Origin of the sequence: Exiguobacterium sp. SH1S1, assembly GCF_004337245.1 — a bacterium.
GTDB lineage: Bacteria > Bacillota > Bacilli > Exiguobacteriales > Exiguobacteriaceae > Exiguobacterium > Exiguobacterium aurantiacum_A.
The window spans coordinates 165,455-184,557 of record NZ_SJUZ01000004.1; the positions used below are offsets into that span (position 1 = coordinate 165,455).

The window sequence follows — 19,103 nt, forward strand, 5'->3', positions numbered from 1 at the left end:
CTTATTTCGTAGCGACTTGCCCGATCATGCACTGGGCGATTTGAACGGCGTTCGCCGCCGCCCCTTTGCGAACGTTATCGGCGACACACCAGAGATGGAACGTGTTCGGTTGCGACTCGTCGCGGCGGACGCGACCGACGTACACTTCGTCCGTCCCGTTCGCATCGAGCGGCGTCGGGTAGACGAGTTCGCTCGGGTTGTCCATGAGGACGACGCCTGGCGCGTCACTGAGGACCGCCTTCACTTCCGCGAGCGTCGCTTCGCGATCGAGCGTGACCGTGATCGAGACGGCGTGGCTGTTACGGACCGGGACGCGGACACACGTCGCCGTCACACCTAATTCTGGTGCGTTCAAAATTTTGCGTGTCTCGTCGATCATCTTTTGTTCTTCTTTCGTGTAGCCGTTCTCGAGGAAGACATCAATATGCGGCAGCACGTTATCGTAGATCGGATACGGGTAGTTTTGCGGCTCTTCACCGCGGGCGCCCCGTTCGAGATCTTCGATGCCTTTTTGTCCCGAACCGGAGACGGCTTGGTAAGACGTATAGGCGACACGCGTCAATCCATACACTTCTGCGAGCGGTGCGAGGGCGACGACCGATTGGATCGTCGAGCAGTTCGGATTGGCGATGAGCATCTTGTCCGGGCCCAGTTCGACTCGGTTCACTTCTGGTACGACGAGCGGGATTCCTGCTTGCATCCGGAACGCGCTCGAGTTATCGATGACGATGACCCCTTGTTCACTCAGACGCGGTGCATACTGTTCACTGATGCTACCACCGGCCGAGAACAAGGCGATGTCGATCGCGTCTGCGTAAATCGCGTCCGACAGTTCACGGATGACGATGTCGCGACCGTTCACTTCGACTGTTTTCCCAGCCGAGCGGGCTGACGCATATAGTAATAGTTCATTGATTGGAAACTCATATTCTGTGAGCACGTCGATCATTTTTTGACCGACGGCGCCTGTCGCACCGATGACGGCAACGTTGTACATGGTAACTCCCCCTTATAAATGGAAACGCTCCGCGATGGCCGCGACCGCCGCTTCAACGTCTTGATCGTTAATCGTGTAAGAGATGCTGATCTCTGAAGTTGTGACTTGATAGAACGGGATCCCGCTCTCACGGAACGTGGCGAACAATCCGGCTGCGACACCGGTCGCGTCGCGCATGCCGATGCCGACGACCGAGATTTTCGCATGTTCGGTATGACGGTCGATTTTAATTTGCGGGAACGCCTCCGTCAGTTCGGCGAGCGCTTCTTCGAGGAACGCCTCCTCGTCAAGTGGACAAGTGAACGACAGGAACACTTCACCGTCGAACGCTGTCTGACTGATCATGTCGATATTGACGTGACGCTGTGACAACTTCTCGAAAATATCGGCAACCCCTGCCACTGAATGCGGAATATGTTTGATCGAGACGCTGAGCACGTTTTTCACGACGCTCACGCTCGTCACCGCTTTTTGTTCCATCGCCTGTGTCATATCCATGATCCATGTTCCTCCTTCGCTCGATAGCGTCTTCCCTACAAAGATGTTCACATCATATTTTTTGGCCAGCTCGACGCTGCGCATTTCCATCACTTTCGAGCCGAGCGCGCTCATTTCCATCATCTCGTCATACGAGACGGTATCTAGGCGACGTGCCGTTTTATGGATACGCGGGTCGGCCGTATAGACACCGGCGACGTCCGTATAAATCTCACAACGTTTACTGAGGACGGCGGCAAGTGCGACGGCTGTCGTATCCGAACCACCGCGTCCGAGCGTCGTTACATCCCCGAACTCGTTGACGCCTTGGAAGCCGGCGACGATGACGACGTCATTCGTTCTGAGCCTTTCTTCCAACACTTCTTTCCGGATCGCTTTGATCTTACTTTTCGTGTGAATGCCCATCGTGTCGATCCCGGCCTGTTGCCCCGTGAGCGAGATGGCGGCGACGCCTCGTGAGTTCAAGGCGATGCTGAGTAGACTGATCGTCTGTTCTTCTCCGACGGCGAGCAAGCGGTCGAGCTCACGAATCATCGGACGCTCTGTAATTTGTTTTGCGAGTGACAGGAGCGAATCGGTCGTTTTCCCCATCGCGGAGACGACGACGACGAGTTTCTCGCCAGCAACGACTCGTGTCTGTAAATATTCAGAAATTGCCTGAATCTGTTCGATTGTGGCAACAGAACTTCCTCCAAATTTTAGTACGGTTGTCATCAGGTTCCCCACTTTCATGATGTCGACCAACAGAAAAAGCGGCAGACCGGTAGGAAGCACTCTCCCTACGGTCTGCCGCTTTTACGCGCAGTTGAAAAACGATTAAAAAATCGTTCCGTAGATAGCGCTCCATGGCATTTCATCCATGGCAGTGTAGGCGTTGTTCACGACTACCCCAGCCTTCGTTCGTACGCATGCGAACGTTGACTTCGGCGAATTTCCCCTTTCGGCTCGATCCGGAATGCGTCCGTTTCAATCAAGCTTACTCATGTCATTCGCAACCTCTATCTGTCAGTTGTTAGTTTTAGTTATAACAAATGCTTCCCGGCTTGCCAACCTTTTTTTAGAAAAAAAGAAACTTTCTAAAAATAATCACCACGACTTCTTCATCATCCGATGCGGGATATCGGCGTCTAAAAACTCGTCACCGAACGTCGTATAGTCGAGCCGTTCATAGAACGGGAGCGCCGTCAGTTGAGCGCCGAGCTTCAACTCATGCAGCCCGCTCTCGCGCGCCACATCCTCGATTTCGAGCATCAGCTTTTTCGCATATCCGTTCCCTCTCGCCGATGCGAGCGTGGCGACCCGTTCGACTTTGCCGACACCGTCTCCGATTGGTCGCAGTCGTGCCGTCGTCACGGGCTCCCCGTCTATCATCCCGACAAAATGGATACAGATTGGATCGAGGTCGTCATATTCGAGCGCCGGGTCAATCCCTTGCTCGCCGATAAAGACAACCTCCCGTACGGAACGGGCTCGTTCGATGAGCGACGTGTCGTTGCCGTGTTCAATCGTCAACATGACACCACTCCTTCCTGTAACCGTTTGACGACTTCTGCCGTGGCCCGTTCTAGGTCGACGATCGATTCGAAGCGGGCTTGGGCTTGTTTATGACTGCCACCGCCCCGACCGATGCCAAGGTCGTCTAACGTCCGTTTTAAAAACTTGCCGATGGCGATGTCATGCGTCCCGTCATGCATGAGCAACAGTTTTTGTCCGGTATGATTGGCACCGACGGCAATCCGTCCGGTCGCCGCGATCCGTTCGACGATCATCGTCGTGAGCGTCTCCGCCTCGGTCTTGCCGATGTGCGTGATGACGTAATTGTCCTCTTGTAAGAATGCTGCGACTTTCGCCTTGGCGACCCGGGCCTCGAGCACCTTCACTTCTTTTTCACGTTCGAGTCGCGCCGTCCGCTCTTCGGCGACACGGGCCGCGACCGTCTCGTTCGTCGTCGACAACGTTTGATGGATCGCCCGTAGCGCGGTGCGCGAAGATTGGATGACCGTTAGTGCCCGCATCCCTGCGACATACGTCAAACGAACGTTCCCCCGCACTTTTTTCATCGAGGTCACTTTAATGATCCCGAGCTGGCCGGTCGTCGACACATGCGTCCCTCCGCAAGCGTTATAATCGAGTCCATCGATTTCGACGATCCGAATCGTGCCGGTGCGATCCGTCGCTTTACGTAACCGGTCATGCTCGACTTCGCCATCCTGTAATTCAAAAATGTGAATCGGTCGGTTGTCGAAGATGATCTGCTGAACGTCACGTTCTAACGTTTCGATTAACTCCCAATCGAATGATTCGGCCGCGATCTCGATCGATGAATCGTCAGCACTGATTCCAAAACTGAGCGTCTCGATACCGTATCGGTCTTCAAGCAAGGCCGTCAGCACGTGTTGCGCCGTATGTTGGATCGAGTGGTCGTGACGTGTCGCTGCGTCGATTTGACCGATCACTACCGTTGCTTCGTCGATTGGCTCGTTGACGAGGTGCCACACGGTCGAGTCGTCACGTTGCACATCTAAAACGGCTTGTCCGCCAATCGTCCCTGTATCGGCCGGTTGTCCGCCACCTTCCGCGTAAAAATGTGTTGCTGCAAGCGCGATCCACGTGCCCCGCTCATCTTCCCGCTGCGCTGTCACCGTCGTTTCAAATTGCCATGAGTTCATATTGGTCGCCACCTTTTCTGCATGATATGTTCAGACAACTAGTCTGATTTGGTCTATAATAAGTAACACTTACCCTTAGGTCAGGAGCGATATGTATGTTACAGATTGATAAAAAGTCCCCGCTACCTATTTATTATCAAATCGAAGCCTATTTAAAGCAACAAATAGACGCTGGCGAGCTCCAACCCGGCGAATCGATCCCGTCCGAACGGGAATATTCGGAGCGGTATAACGTCAGCCGGATGACGGTGCGCCAGGCGATCACGAACCTCGTCAACGCTGGTTATTTGAGCCGTCAAAAAGGACGTGGTACGTTCGTCGCCAGTAAAAAAATCACGATGGCGTTGTCCGGTTTGACGAGTTTCTCAGAAGAAATCAAACACCGGGGCATGCGCCCGTTCAGCCGTCTATTGTCATTCGACACGATTCCGGCCTCGAATAAAATCGCGCAGAAATTGAATGTCGCAGCCAGTACGCCGGTCTATGAGATGAAGCGTCTCCGACTCGCCGACGAGGACGTGCTCGCTTTAGAGACCGCCTATATCCCGGTCGCCTTATTGCCCGAACTGACCGAGGCAGATGCCGTCGGCTCGATTTATGAGTTCGCCGAACAGTCCGGCCTGCGTTTGAAAAACGCGACACAGACGCTCGAAGCCCGAAGCGCCGGACCTGTTGAAGCGAAGCTGTTGACCATCTCCCCGAACGCGCCCGTCCTATTGATCGACCAACGGACGTATCTCGAGAACGGCGACATGTTCGAATACAGTCGTTCTTTGTTCCGCGGCGATGCGTATTCGTTCACTGTCGCGATGGAACGCACCTAAAAAAATGGTTTGCCCCGCTGAGGGCAAACCATTTTTTTATTGGGCTTCGTATGTGATGCCAGACGGATCGAGCATATAAGACTCGAGCTCCGTCTCCGTCATCGCTTCGACTTCGTTGCCGGAATCCGCTTGTTGCACACGGTACCGGACCTCGTCGAGCAACGGCTCGTTCAAGAAGTAATAGAAGTGGCCGTCATTGCCACGCGCACCTTCTCCGGTCAATTGATATTGAACCGTGTTGTTAAGGGCACCGACGTCTTCGATTAAACGCATATAGTCGTTCGGTCCAAGCGTCGTCTGCATATTGTCACCGACCGATTTGAGCACTTTATCATAGTTGTTGATCAATGACGTGCCGAGCGACTGCTCGAGCACGGCGTTGATGACTTCCATTTGACGTTGGCCGCGCCCGATGTCCCCGCGCGGGTCGTCATAGCGGTTTCGGACATAAGCGAGTGCTTCTTCACCCGACAACTGCTGAAGGCCGGCTTCGACTTGGACGGCTTCACGGGATGCGTCATAACTCTTCTGTTCAGACGAGAACGGAACGTCGATTTCGACGCCTCCGACAGCATCGATGAAGTCGACGAATCCTTGGAAGTTGAGCGACACGACGTGGTCGATTTCAACACCGACTAGGTCTTCAACCGTATTCGTCGACATGCGCATACCGTTGTTCGGATCCGACTCGTCCATTGATCCGAAATAGTAGGCGTGCGTGATTTTGTCTTGATCGAGACCGGTCTTACCGTAAGGGATATCGAATCCTGTGTAATCGATATTGACGTACGAGTCTCGCGGAATGCTGAGCATCGTCGTCTGCTTGTCTTTCTTGTTCAAAATGACGACAATCATGACGTCAGAGCGACCGAACTCCCCTCGCGCTTTCTTTTGCGGGGAGAGGTCGGTCCCGAGCACGAGGAAACTTTCGGTGTCCTCTTTATCAAACCGGGTCGGTTCGATCGTCGGATCGTCCTCGAGCGTCACTTGTGTGCCGGACAACATGTTGTGCGCTTTATAAAAAGCCGCCCCATACATGCTAGAGCCGACGATGACGGCAATGAGGATCAGCGAGCTGAACACTTTATAAAACGTAGACGGACCTTTACGCCGTCTACGCGCCTGGGTTCTTGAGTTCATGTTTTTCTCCTTCACGGTCGAATGATACGAGCTTCACTTATTATAGAGGAATCCTCGAGTTTTGTCGAAAACGTTTTGATGACAAACTCATTTCCATACAATTTCCCATAATCGCAACCAAAAAAACCTGGGAACGTGCGTCCCCAGGTTGAACGGTTATGAGCGGATCGAGAAGAACCGTGCGGCTGCTTCGCTTCCGCGTGCCTGTAAAGCTTGCGCGCACTGTGAGGCCGCCTCGGTATCAAGTACGATCGTGACACTCGGATGCGCCTGCAAAATCGTCGCGGGCCAATCGACAGACGGCACACTCTCGATCATGTGATGGACCGCGTTCGCTTTTCGGTCTCCCGTTGCGACGAGAACAATCTCGCGCGCGTTCATGATCGTATCGAGTCCCATCGTGATCGCGTGCGTCGGGACTTCTTCGCTTGCATCGAAGAAGCGGCGATTCGCCTCCCGCGTCGACTCAGTGAGCGCTGTCACGTGCGTCTTCGCATCGAGCGCCGTCCCCGGTTCATTGAACGCGATATGCCCGTTTTCACCAATCCCGAGCAGTTGAAGATCGACACCGATTGATCGGACGAGCTGTTCATACCGCTCCGCTTCAGCATCAGGATCTTTTGCGTCACCACGCGGAAGATGGCTTTCTTTGAACGGAACATCGTTGAACAGACGTTCTTCCATGAAATGATAGTAGCTTTGAGGATGACTCGGAGCAAGCCCGATATATTCGTCCAAATTGACGCTTGTCACATGGCGGCAATCGAGCTGGTCCTGCTTGAACATCTTATACATCCCGACCGGCGTGCTCCCCGTCGCCAGCCCGAGCACGAACTCACGTTTCCCGGCCAATCGCTCTTTAATGAGCGTATAGGCAATCTGTTCAGCGTCCGCTGGTGTCTTCGCTACTAATATATTCATTTCACGTCCTCCTTCTCAAATCCGATGCGTCCTTGGTGAATTGTCTGCTCGACCGTCAATGACCCGTCCCAGATGACGAGATCCGCATCAAACCCGGCTGCGATTGACCCTTTTTTACTCATGCCAAACTCCGCGGCTTGGTTCGCGGACGTCATCTTCACGGCTTCTTGAATCGTGCACCCGGTGAAGGCGATAATGTTGCGGAACGCCGCGTCCATCGTCAACACACTTCCAGCCAAGTTACCGGCTTCAAGCCGCGCTGCGCCATCCTCGACGATGACCGGTTGTCCTCCGAGCTCGTAACGCCCGTCCGGAAGACCTTTCGCCCGCATCGCATCCGTGATGACGACGAGACCGTCCGCGCCTTTCAAGCGATACGCGAAATCGACCATCTCGGGACGGCTGTGAATCCCGTCCGGAATAATTTCAACCATGACGTCCCGTTCTAGCAGGCAGTAACCGACCGTCCCCGGTTCACGGTGGTGCAGCCCGCGCATTTGATTGTATAAATGTGTGCCGTGCTTCACGCCAGCCGCTTTGTTCTCGGCAAACGTCGCATTCGTATGACCGGCTGAGCCGATGGCACCCGATTCAATCATTACTCGCTCAAGCTCTCGTGCGCCCGGACGTTCCGGTGCGTACGTGACGAGTCGGATGTGACCGCCCGCCTCGTCTTGCCAGATGCGAAACTGTTCAGCGTCAGGATCGATAATATATTCTGCCGGTTGAGCCCCCGCGTTCTCGACGTTGACGAACGGTCCTTCTAGATGGATACCGGCAACCGTCGTCTCGTTTGACTCGATGACGTCACGGACAGACTCGAGCGCCTTGGTGATTTCTTCCGGTGACTGCGTGATCGTCGTCGCAAAAAACGAGGTCACTCCTTCGGCGAGCATCGATTGACTGAGGAAACGTAACCGGTCTCGGTCCGCATCCATCGTGTCGACGTCATAACCCCCGTGGACATGTATATCAATCATGCCCGGTGTCACGAGTTTTCCTGCGACATCGATCACTGTCTCATCTCCAGCCTCATAGTCAGCCATCGCCCCGACCGCTTCAATCGTTTTCCCGTTTATCCGAACATAACCGCGTTCCCACGTCTCCTGTCCAGAAACGAGGTGTGCGTTAATAATCACCATCATCAGTCATCCACCCTTTCACTACTATTCTCGACAATAGCATAACAAAAATCAGTATAGTTGTATAGACCAATTTATCCATTTTAAAAAAACATCAAATCATCAGTCATTTGCCCGACTTCCCATCGACTCAAACAAAAAAAAGGCTGAACCCGGGCGAACCGGCATCCAACCTTATTTTGTCACGCTGTCTCTTCGACAGCTGCTTTGGCATTGTATCGTTTGACGATATGGACGAGGCGCATGAACAAGAGCACTGCCCCGGCGGCAAGTCCGACGATGAGCCCGATCCAATAACCATCGGGACCGAAGCCGAACCGTTCCGCGAGTAAGAAACCGAGCGGCAGCCCGATCACCCAGTAGGCGATGAGCGACAACACGAGCGTCACGTTGACGTCCTTGAAACCGCGCAAGATGCCTTGAATCGGGGCGGCGACGGCGTCAGATAATTGGAAGAAGACCGCAAAGATCATGAAGTGGGCCGCAAGTTCCACGACAGCGGCGTCATTCGTATAAATGGCGGCGACGCGTTCATTCTGCCAGAACAACAAGGCGCCTGAAAATGACGATACGGCCAAACAGAGCACGATCCCAATCTTGGCATAGCGCACCGCGTCTTGGAGTCGGCGCGCACCGAGTTCATAGCCGACGACGATCGTCAAAGCGCTCGAAGCGGACAACGGCAACATATAGACGAACGAGGCAAAGTTGATCGCCGCTTGGTGGGCGGCGACGATATTGTCCCCGTACTCGCTAAGGAGTAAGGTCACGGCCGCGAAGATGCTGACCTCGGCAAAGATGGCGAGGCCGATCGGCGTCCCGAGCTTGAGCAGTTCTTTTTGGCGCGGCCATGCCAATCGATCCGGCGCGCGCAGGAACCGATACTCAAGGAACGGTTTCCCGCTCCGGACGAACGCGAACGCCATGAAGAAGAGAAGCCAATACGTGATCGCAGAAGCGATGCCGGCCCCGATGCCCCCATAAGCAGGAAGTCCGAGCTTCCCGAAAATGAAGATGTAGTTTAACCCGACGTTAATGGGTAACCCTAATAGTATAAGCAACATGGAAATTCGGGTTTTTCCGAGTGAATCCATGAGCGTCCGGAGCACGTTGAACAAGAACATCGGCAAGACGCCGAATCCGAGCGCGAGCAAATAACCTTTGGCGATTCGTTTTCCTTCCTCACTTAGCCCCATCCCGTCCACTGCGGCCGGAACGAGGAACGCACCGAGGACGAGTGTCGCGATGCTCAGTCCGATCGCTAAGTAAACGCCTTGATACAACGTCCGTTGGATATGTTGGATATTACGGGCTCCGAGCGCCTGAGCGACAATCGGTGCGACGGCAAGCAGAATCCCGCTCAGTCCCGTATAGACCGGCATCCATAGACTCGAGCCGACACCGACGCCAGCCAAGTCGACGGCTCCGGCTCGGCCTGACATGACCGTATCGAAGAAGCTGATTAAGTAGAATGATACTTGCGTGACTAAAATTGGAAAGAAAATCGTGAAGAACAATTTTATTTTTTCGTTAAGTGAATGCGTTTGATACATGGACAACCCTCATCTCATTTCAGAAAGGAACAAATTCGGATGAATCAACGGAATGCAGAGAAGCTAAAGTACGAACTATTGGAAACATGGAATACGTTCAACCATTATATGACCGAAGCGCTCACCTTTCAAAACACAGAAGACGTGCATCAGGCCCGGGTCCATTTGCGCAAGTTGCTGACGTTCATGCAACTGTACGAAACGAAACCTTCCACGTATCGGCAATTGAAACAGCTGATGGAAGCGCTCGGCGCGGTCCGTGACGGGGACGTGTTGCTCCAAGGTCTCGCAATCGAGACCGGGCTCGAGCAGGCGTTTGCCGATCACATGGAAGCGAACCGCGCCAAAGACCGGACGTTATTAAATTCGCGCGTCACCGAAAAGATGACGCCGTCGCTCGACCAACAAGTGCGCCGCTTCATCGGCGGTCAATTGTATCGCTCGTTAAAGAAGCAAGACGCCTCAGCGTTTCTCGATAAGGCAAAATCGGAGCGGAAACGCCGCGTCGAGTCCCACCACCACGCCACATCAAAGCATGACCGGCTCGAGGCACTCCATAAAGTCCGGCTCGCCGTGAAGCGTGAACGCTACTTGCACGAGTACTTGTTAAACTACGAAGAAAAGGCCTCGAAAGACCAGGTCCAAAAGTTGAAACGGCTCCAAACCGAGCTCGGTGAGATGAATGACCGTCATCAATTGCTGCTGCGCTGGACCGATTTTTCACCGCCGACCGAATACGTTTCGGCGTATGAACGACTCATCGACACACTGCACGAGCAACTTGACGCTTCTGTCGACGCCATCAAGCTCTAGCGTGACGTGTAGCGTTCGACGAGCAGTTCGAGTAGCTTCATACCAGCAATCGAATTGCCTTTTGAGTCGAGCGCGGGACCGAAAATCCCGAAGCCGACGTCGCTCAGTCCGAGTTCGTGCTTCCCGGTCGCGAGAATCGCACCCGACACCCCGCTCTTCCCTGGCAGACCGACACGGACCGCAAACTCACCGGAGGCGTCATACATGCCACAAGTCGTCATGATCGCTTTGACGATGCGGACGACCCGGCGCGGAATCAACTCTTCGCCTGTGACCGGGTCTTCCCCGTTGCCCGCGAGCACCCGTCCGATGCGGGCCAACTCAAAACAGTCGATCTCGATGGCACATTGTTTCGTATAGACGTCGATGATCTCATCGACGTCGCCTTCTACGATGCCGTGGTGGCGCATGAAATAAAGCAAGGCCCGGTTCAAGTCGGTCGTCTCGTATTCCGAGCGGGCGACTTTTTCGTTGTACGTCACTTCTTCGACCGGCACGCCGAGTAACGTCGCTAAAAATTGACGGAACTGATAAATTTTAAGTTCCGCCGTATCCCCTAATATCATGCTCGTGACGGCTAGCGCCCCGGCGTTAATCATCGGATTGAGTGGTTTCGATGGCACGGTCTCTTCGAGCTTGGCGATCGAGTTGAACGCATCACCCGTAGGCTCCATCCCGACTTTCGAGAACACGAAGTCCTCGCCGAACTCCATCAATACGTAACAAAGCGCGAGTGCTTTCGAGACGCTTTGAATCGTAAACTTATGATGGACATCACCCGCATGGATGTAAGAACCGTCAGGCAGGCAAATCGCCACGCCGAGCAAGTCATCCTTGACATGTGCGAGCTCAGGGATATAATCCGCAACTTTTCCTTGAGCCGTATACGGACGACACTCGTCGACCAAATGCGCCAACTGCTGTTCTAATACGTTCATCAAAATCACCTCATATCCGATAGTTTACAACCGGCTCATCTTATCATATCTTCTCAAGCTTAGCCATCAGGCGGACCGTCATCTTTGGACGATCCTGGCTTGTACCAGTCTTCGTCGGCCCAAATGACCGGCGGACTTTCCTCATCCCCGGCAAGCTTCTCTCCATGTCGGTTCATCGCGGCGATAAATGCGACAATCCCAACGACGACAATCGAAGCTGTGATGCCGAACCAAACCATAGTCGCCCCTCCCTTTCATCCGTGACAATTTCGTCTAGAACCGTGTGATACTTATCCTATGTCTACACCCATATTCTCGGTACGGTTAATTCGAAGACTATATAGAAATGGGTGAATCAATTGAACAACATTGCGATTATCGGGGGCGGCATCACGGGTATGGCCGCTGCCTACTATGCGAAACAGGCCGGTGCACACGTCACACTCTATGAATCGAGTGATCGGGTCGGCGGGAAAATCAAGACGGTTTATCGGGACGGATTTGTACTCGAATGCGGTCCCGACGGTTATATGGCCAGAAAGCCGACGTTGACCGAGCTCATCACCGAACTCGGTCTTGATGAACAGCTCGTTCGTTCACAGACCGGCACGTCTTACATATACGTTCGCAACAAGTTACGGCAAATGCCAAACGGTTCTGTCATGGGCATCCCCACGAAATTTTGGCCGATGGTGAAGACCGACCTGTTCACGTGGCGTGGAAAGGCTCGGGCCGGGATGGACTTGGTGCTCCCCCGCGTCTATGCGGGCGAAGACATTTCGCTCGACACGTTTTTCCGGACCCGGCTCGGCTCTGAAGTCGTCGAATCGATGATCGAACCACTCCTGTCAGGCATTTATAACGGGACGCTTCAAGATATGAGCATCGAGTCTACTTTCCCTCAGTTTATCACGATTGAACAAAAAACACGCAGCTTGATTCTCGGCATGAAAGCACTCACGCCGCCTGTACAAGCCGGAGTGAAACCGCGTGAGGCCGGGAAGTTTTTATCGTTACAAAACGGGCTCGGAATCCTCATCGAGGCGCTCCGTCCGTCGATCGACCGCCTCTACACCGGCACCCGTGTCGCCTCGGTCCGCCCTCATGAGATCGAACTCGAGGACGGCACGATCGAACAGTTTGACGGCATCATCTTAGCGACTTCGCCGAATGCGCTCGGCCCGATCCTCGGAATCCCCGAGGCGGAGCGATTATCTCAATTGAAGCGCACCTCATCGATCACCGTCCTCGCGGCGTTCGACGAGAAAGATGTGGCGTCACTCGACGGGACAGGTTACGTCATCGCCAAAGCGGAAGCCAATGCGTTGACCGCCTGCAGTTGGATGCATAAGAAATGGTCCCACATGGCACCGAAAGGTAAGGCGCTCTTGCGCGTCTATATCGGTTCCGATCACGTTCCCGACTTATTAGCCGCAACGGATCAAGCGGTCGCCGAGTTTGCGTTAAACGAGCTCCGCAAAATTCAACACGTCGGGACACCGCTTTTCACGAAAGTCGAGCGCCACGTCGATACGATGCCACAATACGAGGTCGGTCATAAGCAACATGTGCACGCGTTCGAACATGCCTTGGCCGCTCTCGATGGCGTCGAGGCGTGCGGGGCGATCTTACACGGGGTCGGGCTTCCCGACTGTGTCGATTCCGCCAAACAGGCCGTCATGCGGGCGATGACGGCGAAGCAGGCGGTGCGCTCATGAAACGGATTGATTACAACGAGAACCCGTTCATCGTCATCTGGGAAGTGACGCGCGCCTGCGCCTTGTCTTGCGTCCATTGCCGGGCCGAGGCGCAGTACCATCGTTACCCGGATGAATTAGACACGGCGCAAGGCAAAGCGCTCATTCGTGACATTTACGCGATGGACAACCCGATTCTCGTCTTCACAGGCGGCGACCCACTCATGCGTGAAGACTTGTTCGAGTTGACTGAATACGCGGCGTCACTCGGCATGCGCGTCTCAATGACTCCATCAGCGACGCCACGGGTGACTCATGACGCGGTCAGACGGGCCAAAGCGGCCGGGTTGACACGCTGGGCGTTCTCACTCGACGGTGCCGACGCGAAAGCGCACGATTATTTCCGGGGGACACGCGGCAGCTTCGAGCGGACGATTCGCGGCATCTCCTATTTCCGGGAGGAAGGCATGTCGTTCCAAATCAATACGACCGTGACCGAGTACAACGTCGACCAACTGCCAGAGATCGCGAAACTCGTTGGTGAGCTCGGCGTCTCGGTCTGGACGCTGTTCTTCCTCGTCCCGACCGGTCGCGGCTCGCTCCTGCAACCGATCTCGCCGGAACGACATGAGGACGTGCTGCGCTGGGCGTTCGCGCTGCAAGAACATGTGCCATACATCATCTCGACGACCGAGGCCCAGTTCTATCGCCGGGTCGCCCGGCAAGAAAATCAAAAACGGAAAGACGCAGGACTCGTGCCGATCGGTCATCCACATGACGACCTCGCCAAAGCGCCACGCGGGACGAATGACGGCAACGGCTTCGTCTTCATCTCTCACACCGGTGATGTTCAACCGTCCGGCTTCCTGCCGATCAACTGCGGCAACGTCAAAACGACACCGCTTGCCGAGATTTATCGGGAACATCCGGTGTTCAAGACGCTGCGTGACCCGGACACGCACGGCGGCAAATGCGGCTACTGCGAATACCGTTACTTATGCGGCGGATCGCGTGCCCGAGCCTACGCCGTCACCGGCGACTATAAGGCAGAGGAACCGTATTGCACGTATCAACCTGAACACGCGAAATAAGGAGCGCAGGCCTCGGCCTGTGCTCCTTATTGTTTAGTACGCCACCGTCGTCGGACGGAGCGTCAATTCTCCGTTCTCGACGTCGATCATGACGGTCTGACCATCCTCGACGTCACCGGCGAGAATGCTGCGCGCGAGCTTCGTCTCGATCGTCCGTTGTACGTAACGGTTGATCGGACGGGCGCCGAACTGTGGCTCGTACGCTTCGTCGGCGATGAACGCTTTCGCCGCGTCCGAGATTTCGATCCGAATCGAGCGTGCCGTCAAGCGGCTGCCCATCCGAGCGACCGCTTTCTCGACAATCTGTCCGATTTGGGCGCGCGTGAGCGGATGGAACAAGATCGTTTCATCGACCCGGTTCAAGAACTCCGGCCGGAAGTGGCGACGGAGCCGCTCGATGACTTGACGTTCTTCCTCTTCATCGATGACACCGTCTTTCGCGGCCTCGAGTAAAATATCGGCCCCGATGTTTGAAGTCATGATGACGATCGTGTTCTTAAAGTCGACGACGCGACCGTGTGAATCGGTCAAGCGACCGTCATCGAGCAATTGTAGCAAGATGTTGAACACGTCGGCGTGCGCTTTCTCGACTTCGTCAAGCAAGAGCACCGAGTACGGGCTGCGGCGCACCGCTTCTGTCAATTGACCGCCCTCTTCGTAGCCGACATATCCTGGAGGTGCCCCGACGAGGCGAGATACGGCATGTTTCTCCATGTACTCACTCATGTCGAGACGGACGATGTGGTCTTCAGAATCGAACATCGCTTCGGCGAGCGCTTTCCCGAGTTCGGTCTTCCCGACCCCGGTCGGACCGAGGAAGAGGAACGATCCAATCGGACGGTTCGGGTCTTTAATGCCGGCCCGGGCCCGGATGACGGCGTCGCTGACGAGTCGGATCGCCTCATCTTGTCCGAAGACACGTTGATGCAGTACCGTCTCGAGGTTGAGCAACTTGTCGCGCTCACCTTCTGTCAACTTCGTCACCGGGATGCCCGTCCATTTCGAGACGACCTCGGCGATCTCTTCTTCCGTCACTTCTTCCCGGACGAGTTCACGCGTCACCGATCCGGCGAGACGTTCCGCTTCGGCGAGGTCACGTTCGAGCTCTGGAATCCGTCCGTACTTCAACTCGGAAGCCCGGTTCAAGTCGTAACGGCTCTCGGCTTCTTGCAGTTCGAGCTTCACTTTCTCGAGGTCCCCGCGGATGTGTTGGACGCGGTGTGTCGACTCTTTCTCGTTCTCCCAGCGCAGGCGGAGTGCATCCGCTTGTTCACGCGTCGAGGCGAGTTCTTGCTGGAGCACGTCGAGACGTTTTTTCGAGGCCTCGTCGCTCTCTTTCTTCAAAGCGGCCTCTTCGATTTCAAGTTGCATGACGCGGCGCACGAGTTCGTCGAGTTCAGCCGGCATCGATTCCATCTCGGTCCGGATCATCGCGCACGATTCATCGACAAGGTCGATCGCCTTGTCCGGCATGAACCGGTCGGTGATGTAGCGGTTCGACAGGACAGCGGCCGCGACGAGCGCGTTATCATGAATGCGGACGCCGTGATGGATCTCAAAGCGTTCTTTCAATCCGCGCAAAATCGAGACCGTGTCTTCAACGTCCGGCTCGGCGACGAGCACTTGCTGGAAGCGCCGTTCGAGCGCCGGGTCTTTTTCGATGTATTGGCGGTACTCATCGAGTGTCGTCGCGCCGATACAGTGAAGTTCACCGCGGGCGAGCATCGGTTTGAGCATGTTGCCCGCGTCCATCGCGCCTTCCGATTTACCAGCCCCGACGATTGTGTGCAACTCGTCGATGAAGAGGATGATCTTCCCTTCCGCCTCTTTTACTTCGTTCAAGACGGCTTGTAACCGTTCCTCGAACTCACCGCGATATTTGGCACCGGCGACGAGCGAGCTCATGTCGAGGCTAAATATCGTCTTGTCTTTTAAGCTTTCCGGGACGTCACCGCGGACGATACGCTGGGCAAGCCCTTCGACGATCGCCGTCTTCCCGACCCCTGGCTCCCCAATGAGCACCGGGTTGTTTTTCGTCTTCCGGCTCAAGATGCGGATGACGCGGCGAATCTCACTGTCGCGCCCGATGACCGGGTCGATCTTTCCGGTCTTCACTTCTTGAATCAAATCACGGCCGTACTTCGTCAAGACGTCGTACGTCGCTTCCGGTGACTTCGACGTGATGCGTCGGTTGCCGCGCACGGCGACGAGCGCCTCGCGTAACTTGTCCTCGGTCACGCCTTTGCGCTCGAGCATCGCTTGCGCTTGGCTCTTGTTGAGGAGAATTCCGAGTAGGACGTGTTCGACCGAGACGTACTCGTCACTCATACCGGTCGCTTCACGCTCGGCCGTCGTCAACACATTAAGCAGCGAGGCCGAGATCATCGGTGTCGTCGGATTTTGAAGTTTCGGTGCGTTCTTGAGCGCCATTGCTACTTCTGCTTCTATCTCCGCGACGTTCAACTCCATCTTTTGCAACAACAGTGGAATGATGCCATCAGCTTGCGAAATCATCGAGGCGAGGACGTGCCATTCATTCATCTCGCTATGATGATACTGTTTAGCAAGTGCTTGCGAACTGACGATCCCTTCATGCGCTTTATCTGTAAATCGATTGAAATCCATGTTGTTTCCTCCTTATGCTCAGCGTTCTAGTTGTTCATAAACAGACCGGTGGGCGGCGTCGAGCGGTAAGTCGACCTCGAGTTGGATGAACAAGTCGGACCGGACTTTTGAAGCGGTCATGAAACCGCGGCCCGGAATCCGCATCCGTTGGCCCGGACGTGAACCCGGTTTGACTTTCAGCTTGACCCGGCCGCCGTCGAGCGTCGCGACGACGACTTCGGTCCCGTCTAGGAAAGCGAGTGGCCGCAACCGTTTGACGGTGATGACGTTCGCTCCTTCTCGTCGATACGTTTCGTCATCGGTGAAATGGAGTTCGACGTACACATCGCCCCGGTCGCCTGATTGACCGACTTTGCTACTCTTACCTTTCAGTCGAAGTTTCTGGCCCTCATGGGCGCCTTGCGGAATCTTCACGTTGACCGTACCCGTTTGCAGGCGCAAACTCACTTTCGAATCACTCGTCAACTGACTGAGCGGCACGTTGACCCGGACCGTCTCATCTAAATCTTCTTCTACCGCTTGGTTGAAGAAACTTCCGAACATGTCGTCGAATCCGAACGTCCGCGACGTCGTGCGTGATCCGCCACCGAACTGACGGAACAAGTCTTCAAATTGCGCCGAACCTTCCCCGTATCCGTCACCGTCATACGTCCCTTGACCGAACGTCGGGCCTTCCGGACTGCCGTAACGGTCATAATTCGCTTTCTTGTCGGGGTCGCTCAACACATCGAACGCTTCTTGGATTGCTTTGAACTGATCTTGTGCCCCCGGCTCTTTATTCACATCCGGATGATATTGTTTCGCTAGTTTTCGATAAGCTTTCTTAATGTCTTGGTCGGATGCCTGTTTCGACACGCCAAGCACGTCATAGTAGTTTTTCGTCATCTCGATTCACCTCACCTTATTCTTTCCCGTTTCTGTTAAGTCTATTCTACCGATTTGGTCAAAGAAGGTCAAAGATTTTCCTCGTTACAATACATACGAAAAAAAGAGGCGCTTCGTTTCATTACGAAGCACCTCATCTGTTAAAAGTAAACTTTCGGTGTATCCATACCTTCTTCGAACACGATCGTCACTTCTTGTGTGCCACCGAGTGAGGTGACATTGATACGCACCGGGACGTTCCGATTGTATTCCCAACGGTTCTCAAGCAAACCGACGACGTGTTGCGTGAAACCGACGAGTTCGGCCCGGCTGTAGAATTGAATCGGGATGTCGATCTCGATGCGTGACAAGTCACCGTTCTGATAGAATCCTTTACCGATCATGCCGCTGAAGTCAGGGAAGACATCAGCGATTCGGTCGCTAAACAACGTGAACTTCTGTGCGTCATCACGCACTTCGGTCGTCGCCGTATTCGATGGGAAGTAGTAGTACTTCTCGTCGATTGCTTTCCAATCAGACGCGGCTACTTCCGCACCTTCCCCGACGAACGCTGACTTGACATAATTGCCAGGTGTCGGTGACCCTTGCGCCGACTTCATGTATAGGGCAACGTTAATGTCAAGACCCTTAAAGTCTTCACGCTTCCGCAGTTGTGCGACGAGTTCATTTGCCATCCGTTCCCCTTCTGCGATGACTTTTTTCGCATCTAACTTTTCCGTATAGGTCGGACCGAAGTTCGGGGCCTGGAAGACGTACTCACGGTTCAAAATGAGGGCGAATGAGACGCCATCGAGTTGATATCCGCTATCCGTCTTTGTCATATAGTTTTGTTCGATGAGCGACGCCAAATAGAGCGGCGACTTCTTGTTTTCTTCAACGAACTTGTCCTCTGCCACTTCTGCCGTCCCGTTCGCATAGGCCGGGTTGAGCGGTGTCAGGCCTTCAGACGTTTTATCTTTTCGTCCGAGCAGACGAGAGACGTCTTCAGCCTTCAATAATTGCCCTTCTTGATAAACGTATTGTTCAGGGGCGAACGCGCCGGTCGAATGGCGCATGAGACCAAGCTCGACTTCTTCTAGTTCGAGCGATGAACTGACTTGGCGTTGGGCGAGCCCGCGCGCTGCGGCCGGCTTGAACGGAATCACCATCTGGTAATACGAGTCACGCGCTTCAATCGCTTGTGTGACACCTTCTGACGTCGTCTCGTTCCCGGTCGGCGTCACTTCTTCTTCCCCCATCGGAATTTTCATTGAACACCCACCGAGAAATACCGTCGCGGCGAGGGCGGGGATTATTATTTGTTTCCATTT

Annotated in this window: 17 protein-coding genes and 1 riboswitch; of the genes, 4 read left to right on the forward strand and 13 right to left on the reverse strand. The window is 54.6% G+C overall.

All coding sequences use genetic code 11. The features are described from left to right. Nucleotide 1: 1 nt before the first annotated feature. From EVJ23_RS09805 to EVJ23_RS09820, 4 genes are all read right to left on the reverse strand, one after another. Complete coding sequence (locus tag EVJ23_RS09805) at nt 2-997, reverse strand: aspartate-semialdehyde dehydrogenase (protein ID WP_131465758.1); 996 nt, start codon at nt 995-997, stop codon at nt 2-4. A gap of 12 nt (nt 998-1,009) precedes the next feature. Further along, on the reverse strand, nt 1,010-2,209 hold the full coding sequence (locus tag EVJ23_RS09810) for an aspartate kinase (RefSeq protein ID WP_070328972.1): 1,200 nt from the start codon (nt 2,207-2,209) through the stop codon (nt 1,010-1,012). Nucleotides 2,210-2,323: 114 nt separating this feature from the next. Continuing rightward, a riboswitch (Lysine riboswitch) is annotated at nt 2,324-2,504 on the reverse strand. 77 nt (nt 2,505-2,581) lie between these two features. Further along, the gene (locus EVJ23_RS09815) at nt 2,582-3,010 is read right to left on the reverse strand and encodes a GNAT family N-acetyltransferase (RefSeq protein ID WP_131465760.1); all 429 of its coding nucleotides are present in this window, start codon (nt 3,008-3,010) and stop codon (nt 2,582-2,584) included. Continuing rightward, on the reverse strand, nt 3,004-4,164 hold the full coding sequence (locus EVJ23_RS09820) for an alanyl-tRNA editing protein (protein ID WP_131465762.1): 1,161 nt from the start codon (nt 4,162-4,164) through the stop codon (nt 3,004-3,006). The genes EVJ23_RS09815 and EVJ23_RS09820 overlap by 7 nt, the downstream gene beginning before the upstream one ends. 95 nt (nt 4,165-4,259) lie before the next feature. Here EVJ23_RS09820 and EVJ23_RS09825 point away from each other — a divergent pair, with 95 nt between their 5' ends. Further along, on the forward strand, nt 4,260-4,988 hold the full coding sequence (locus tag EVJ23_RS09825; RefSeq protein WP_131456711.1) for a GntR family transcriptional regulator: 729 nt from the start codon (nt 4,260-4,262) through the stop codon (nt 4,986-4,988). Nucleotides 4,989-5,024: 36 nt separating this feature from the next. Here EVJ23_RS09825 and EVJ23_RS09830 read toward each other — a convergent pair whose 3' ends face one another. From EVJ23_RS09830 to EVJ23_RS09845, 4 genes are all read right to left on the reverse strand, one after another. Beyond that, nucleotides 5,025-6,128 (reverse strand): LCP family protein, encoded by a 1,104-nt coding sequence (locus tag EVJ23_RS09830; RefSeq protein WP_070328825.1) that lies wholly within the window; start codon nt 6,126-6,128, stop codon nt 5,025-5,027. Nucleotides 6,129-6,284: 156 nt separating this feature from the next. After that, nucleotides 6,285-7,049: a glucosamine-6-phosphate deaminase gene (gene nagB, locus EVJ23_RS09835; protein WP_131465764.1), complete on the reverse strand. Its 765-nt coding sequence runs from the start codon at nt 7,047-7,049 to the stop codon at nt 6,285-6,287. After that, on the reverse strand, nt 7,046-8,194 hold the full coding sequence (gene nagA / locus EVJ23_RS09840; protein ID WP_131465766.1) for an N-acetylglucosamine-6-phosphate deacetylase: 1,149 nt from the start codon (nt 8,192-8,194) through the stop codon (nt 7,046-7,048). Before nagA ends, nagB begins: the two co-directional genes overlap by 4 nt. Nucleotides 8,195-8,373: 179 nt before the next feature. Continuing rightward, nucleotides 8,374-9,744, reverse strand: coding sequence for an MATE family efflux transporter (locus EVJ23_RS09845; protein WP_070328822.1), 1,371 nt, complete (start codon nt 9,742-9,744; stop codon nt 8,374-8,376). 39 nt (nt 9,745-9,783) lie between these two features. Between EVJ23_RS09845 and EVJ23_RS09850 the strand changes: the two genes are divergently transcribed. Further along, the gene (locus EVJ23_RS09850; RefSeq protein WP_131465768.1) at nt 9,784-10,557 is read left to right on the forward strand and encodes a CHAD domain-containing protein; all 774 of its coding nucleotides are present in this window, start codon (nt 9,784-9,786) and stop codon (nt 10,555-10,557) included. Here the strand turns inward: EVJ23_RS09850 and glsA are convergent. Beyond that, on the reverse strand, nt 10,554-11,495 hold the full coding sequence (gene glsA / locus EVJ23_RS09855; RefSeq protein ID WP_070328820.1) for a glutaminase A: 942 nt from the start codon (nt 11,493-11,495) through the stop codon (nt 10,554-10,556). The genes EVJ23_RS09850 and glsA overlap by 4 nt on opposite strands. Before the next feature lie 59 nt (nt 11,496-11,554). Next, complete coding sequence (locus EVJ23_RS09860) at nt 11,555-11,734, reverse strand: hypothetical protein (RefSeq protein ID WP_070328819.1); 180 nt, start codon at nt 11,732-11,734, stop codon at nt 11,555-11,557. A gap of 111 nt (nt 11,735-11,845) precedes the next feature. Here EVJ23_RS09860 and hemG point away from each other — a divergent pair, with 111 nt between their 5' ends. Together hemG and EVJ23_RS09870 are read left to right on the forward strand one after the other, a co-directional pair. Beyond that, nucleotides 11,846-13,213: a protoporphyrinogen oxidase gene (gene hemG / locus EVJ23_RS09865; RefSeq protein ID WP_131465770.1), complete on the forward strand. Its 1,368-nt coding sequence runs from the start codon at nt 11,846-11,848 to the stop codon at nt 13,211-13,213. After that, nucleotides 13,210-14,283 carry a TIGR04053 family radical SAM/SPASM domain-containing protein gene (locus EVJ23_RS09870; protein WP_131465772.1) on the forward strand — a complete coding sequence of 358 codons (1,074 nt, stop codon included), beginning with the start codon at nt 13,210-13,212 and terminating at the stop codon, nt 14,281-14,283. The genes hemG and EVJ23_RS09870 overlap by 4 nt, the downstream gene beginning before the upstream one ends. Before the next feature lie 33 nt (nt 14,284-14,316). On the opposite strand, the gene clpB is transcribed toward EVJ23_RS09870, so the two are convergent. The 3 genes from clpB to EVJ23_RS09885 form a co-directional block, all read right to left on the reverse strand. After that, complete coding sequence (clpB, locus tag EVJ23_RS09875; RefSeq protein WP_131465774.1) at nt 14,317-16,908, reverse strand: ATP-dependent chaperone ClpB; 2,592 nt, start codon at nt 16,906-16,908, stop codon at nt 14,317-14,319. A gap of 18 nt (nt 16,909-16,926) precedes the next feature. Next, entirely contained in the window at nt 16,927-17,793 is an 867-nt protein-coding gene (locus EVJ23_RS09880; RefSeq protein ID WP_071399065.1) for a DnaJ C-terminal domain-containing protein, read from the reverse strand. Nucleotides 17,794-17,933: 140 nt separating this feature from the next. After that, nucleotides 17,934-19,043, reverse strand: coding sequence for a CamS family sex pheromone protein (locus tag EVJ23_RS09885; protein ID WP_236633753.1), 1,110 nt, complete (start codon nt 19,041-19,043; stop codon nt 17,934-17,936). Nucleotides 19,044-19,103: the final 60 nt, after the last annotated feature.